Genomic DNA, 4,199 nt, shown 5'->3' with positions numbered 1-4,199 from the left:
GTCTGCCACAACCGCGTTACCTTCAACCGCATCTTTGGGGCCCTTCGTGCCGTTTCGAGTTGCGTTGCTGCGCACTCCAAATGACGCGCCAGAGGCCCCTTTTCTTCGATCAAATCGTCGAATCGCCCAGAATTATTTTCGATTCAAGGCTAATCAACCCTTTCCGGTCGCGAGACATCTTCAACGAAATCGGCTCGCTGCCGTCAGCCAGCGACCAGTCGCGGCGGCGATGAACATCGGCGAGTTCGCGCAAGCCGCAGCGCTCGAACGTTCGCTCGAGCGGCGCCAACGTGACCTCAACCTGACGCAGGGGTTCCTGCGCAAAATCCAACGCGCGGCAATTCGACAAAATAAAGGGGCGGACCGCCTGGCCGCGCGGGCCGGCTTGGAAGAGCGCAAACTGCGCCCCGCGTTGCTCGAAACGCTGCTCCAGGTGGAGGCGGAGATTGCAAAGCTGCCGCGCTCGGGGCGGGCCCTGGTGCGATTGCGTCGAGACGAAGCCCGGCATGTGCTGCGCATCATCGAGCGGGTGATTGGCCACCAGCGGCGGCTTAGAACCTTGATCAATCAAGAGAAGACCTGTCGCCGGCAGATCATGAAGCGGCTGCGCGCCGCGGACGCGTTGCTGCCGTTGCTCAACGACGGTCACCTCGATGAGTTGGAGGATGTGCTGGCGCGTCGGCGCGGGAAGGGCGGCAAGAATAAGCATGCGGTGATGTTGGGCAAGCTCGCGCGGCGGGTGCACCCCTACAGCAGGGAACGGCTGGCCGAACTCGGCCGCAAGGGTGCGGCGGCGGGCGCGGAGAAGCGTATGGCCGCGGCCAAGACATACTGGGTGCGACTACGGCAAGAGAGGAGCAACGATGGGAACGTCAATGGAGATAGCGGAACTGCGAACCGAACTGGCGAAGCTGCAGGAACAGGTGGCGACGCTGGCAGCGGAGCTGATAGTCGAACGGCAGATATCTGCCATCCTGCGCAAGAAAACCGCGCACTGCCGGGGATGTCAGGATCGGCCTGATGCGGCGGAGGGCCAGCCACCGATCACGGAACTTGAGCGGACGTTTTGCGCGCAAGGCCACCGGTTCAAAATGCTGTCGCCCGATCAATTCCGAACGCTCCGCACCTGGTAAGGCGGCACAGTTAGCGCGAGCGAATCACGCAGAACAGGAGGCCCCACTGGGGCGGCTAACAGCGAACCGGAAAGGAAAACGGCGCGCTATTTTTCCTTGAGGCGCGGGTCGTCGCTAGCGATGCACTCTGCGAACATGTAATCGCGATAAGCGGGCTCCAGCATGTTCAACGCCTGTTTCTGTTGCGAGCCCTCGAAGAAACTGCCCAGGAAATCATCGCAGTCATCGGCTGTATCGAAACCTCGCACGATGTGCCACTTGCGTGGCGGCGCTTTGTAGGAGACGTCCGGCGGCAGTGTCGACGGTGGGGTTATCAAATACCAGCCGACCAGGGCGAACGATGCGATGTAGCGGGGTGTCATGGGCTGCGATTCTATTCAGCGCAGCGCCTCCGGTCGATCACTCTCACATCCCGACGCGCAGCTCTCGCGCGTGGGTCTCACACACGTCTGTCTGGCGATAGGGTCGCCCCTGGGCATCGAGATAGCGCAGAATGGTGGTTGCGCGCCGGCGGCACCCAGGCGCTGAGCATCGTGCGCTGTAGTCGCACGGCCATATCTCCACTTGCCGCGGTTCGGTCATAGCTCAGACCGCGGTCCTAGTTGCGTACTGCGGCAACAATCGCTGCCAGCCTGCTCCGCGGCGGCTGTCATCGCAGCCCGTACAGATAGTAGATCGTGCTCGCCCCTAAGAAAATGAACTCGTTCGTGCCGATCCTGGTCCAGCGCACGATAACCAAACTCGGAATTGAAGCTATGAGAATCAGCTGGGCTCAGCCGGGTAGTGGCGGCGGAAGAACGTTTGCCCTTCCCGACCCAGACGAATTGATTGTCAGGCGTCGAAGCGCGTCGGTGCGGGCATCGGCACGTTGTCGACATGCGGTAACTCGGGCTGCTCACCGTACAACCAGGACATGTCGAAGCCGCCCTGCGCGGTCCACTCTCGCAGCACATGGTTGCGGAGTTGACGATTAACGCCACTGGCGTGATAGACCTCGCCGAACACGCGCGCCATGAGCTGCACGCGAGCAGTGCGAAGATACCGCAGACCCTGGTATCTCCTGAACGCAGCTTCGTAGTCCTGGCCGCTCGCCTGGATCTGGTCGGCTAGGCAAACGGCATCCTCGATCGCCATGTTGCCACCCTGCGCGAGGTATTGAAGCATCGGATGCGCGGCGTCACCGAGCAGCGTGATGCGGCCTTTGCTCCAGTTTGATCGGCGGCCGGTCGCACAACACCCACATTTTCCAGGCGTTAACCTTTTGCAGCAGGGTGCGCACCGGCTCGCACTTGTCCCGGAAGCGCGAGTGCAGTTCGGCCGGGTCGCCGTAGGTGTCCCATCCTTCCTCGTAGCGGTCAGAGTGAAACACCACGACCAGGTTGAACAGCTCGCCGCGACGAAGCGGGTAGTGGACCAGATGGGTCTTCTCGCCGCACCAGACGATCATTTTGGGTATACGATACTCCTTCGGCCAGTCGACCGTCGGCAGCACGGCGCGATAGGCGATGTGACCCGAGACGACCGGCATACCGTCACCGACAATGTGTTGGCGAACGGTCGACCACAGCCCATCGCAGCCTACCATCGCCGCGCCCATGTAGGTCTCGCCGGTTTCAGTCGTGGTAACGACTCCGCTGCCGGTATCATCGATCGTGACAACCTTCTGCGAGGTGGCGAGCTTGCCGCTTGTGGAGCGCGGACACTTGTCTGAAAGCGAGCCTCAGTATTCCGGGGTGCTAAGCGGTCTTACATCTTCCGTGCGCGACGGCTCGAGAGCGGCTTTTTTGGTGGCGGGTCGTTTTCGTGGATAGTGTAGTAAGCGTATCCGCCGATTAGAACGAAGATTGCGATAAACACGATCGCTATGTCGGCCACCTTTTAAAGCCCTCCCTATGGCTTCTGAATTTCGCGATTCAGCCGAGGCGCGGAGCCGTCGGACTGGGCGGCATGTCGCCGATTCTGTCGCAGCCTTCATTTGAAGTCTAGACTCATCAGTGACGCTATTTTACATAATATTTTTGGTACGCCTTCAGGCCCGAGCTGCGCAGAGGTTACCGCTTAATCTCGTACGACGGGCCGACATACGCGTTGACCGCGTACATCCCGCCGCCGAACTGGGGATCGCCGAAAATGTCGCGGCCCGCCATCAGTCCGCCGTCCACCACCATCGCGACCCCGGTTATCCATTCCGACTCGTCGCTCGCCAGGAACAGCGCCATGTTGGCGATATCCTCCGGCATCCCGGCGCGCCGTAGCGGATGCAGCGGGCTTAGCAGCTTTTCCGTCACCTCGCGGTCAGAGGTCAGAAAATTGAAGATCGGCGTGTTGATTCCGCCCGGACAGATACAGTTGACGCGAATCTTGTGCTTGGCGACCTCGAGCGCCACCGAGCGCGTCAGATTGACCACGCCCGCCTTGGCCGCGCTGTAGGCGTGCGGGCCGTAGCCGCCCGCCAATCCCGCAACCGACGCGGTCGAGATGATCGATCCACCGCCAACCTTGCGCATCTCCAGTACCGAGTGTTTGATTCCCAGAAACACGCCGCGCGTCAGCACCGCGAAGGTGCGGTCCCAGTCCTCGACGCTGGTCTGCTCGATCGATCCGAGCGCGCCCGGCAATCCCGCGTTGTTGAAGGTGATATCGAGGCGGCCGAATTCCTTGACCGCCCGTTCGACCATCGCCTTGACCCCGGCCTCGCTGGCGACGTCGGTCTTTTGAAAGACAGCGCGGCCGCCGTTCTCCTTGCAGTCGCGCACCGCGGCCTCGCCGCCCTCTTCGTTAAGATCGGCGATCACTACCGCCGCGCCTTCGCCCGCAAAGCGCACAGCCGCTGCCCGGCCCATCCCGCTTGCCGCACCGGTAATGATCGCTACTTTTCCGTCTAGTCTGCCCATCGTGAGCGAGCCTCCTGACCTGTGTAGTGTTGCCGGACGTGGCGGTGATCGCGGCCGATTTCGATAAGTCCGGCGCGGCCATGATGGTATAATCGCAGAGTTATGTCGAAGGCGCGCAGAGGAGATCGCCGCGCGGCGGCAGCGATGGTGCGTGCGGCGGAAGGGCGGCATC

General features: G+C 61.8%; 5 protein-coding genes. 1 reads left to right on the top strand and 4 read right to left on the bottom strand.

Annotated elements, in window-relative coordinates:
• Positions 1 to 1,021, top strand: a 1,021-nt coding sequence (locus tag VMI09_04835; protein HTQ23999.1) for a hypothetical protein, incomplete at its 5' end; no start/stop codon positions are given.
• Positions 1,022 to 1,219: 198 nt separating this feature from the next.
• Here the strand turns inward: VMI09_04835 and VMI09_04830 are convergent.
• From VMI09_04830 to VMI09_04815, 4 genes are all read right to left on the bottom strand, one after another.
• Positions 1,220 to 1,495, bottom strand: coding sequence for a hypothetical protein (locus VMI09_04830; GenBank protein HTQ23998.1), 276 nt, complete (start codon positions 1,493 to 1,495; stop codon positions 1,220 to 1,222).
• 469 nt (positions 1,496 to 1,964) lie between these two features.
• On the bottom strand, positions 1,965 to 2,267 hold the full coding sequence (locus VMI09_04825; GenBank protein ID HTQ23997.1) for a hypothetical protein: 303 nt from the start codon (positions 2,265 to 2,267) through the stop codon (positions 1,965 to 1,967).
• 43 nt (positions 2,268 to 2,310) lie between these two features.
• Positions 2,311 to 2,784, bottom strand: a complete 474-nt coding sequence (locus VMI09_04820) for an FAD-dependent monooxygenase (GenBank protein HTQ23996.1) — start codon at positions 2,782 to 2,784, stop codon at positions 2,311 to 2,313.
• 400 nt (positions 2,785 to 3,184) lie between these two features.
• Positions 3,185 to 4,027 carry a glucose 1-dehydrogenase gene (locus VMI09_04815; GenBank protein HTQ23995.1) on the bottom strand — a complete coding sequence of 281 codons (843 nt, stop codon included), beginning with the start codon at positions 4,025 to 4,027 and terminating at the stop codon, positions 3,185 to 3,187.
• Positions 4,028 to 4,199: the final 172 nt, after the last annotated feature.

The organism is Candidatus Binataceae bacterium, assembly GCA_035500095.1.
GTDB lineage: Bacteria > Desulfobacterota > Binatia > Binatales > Binataceae > JAKAVN01.
This window is presented reverse-complemented; position numbering and strand designations above follow the sequence as displayed.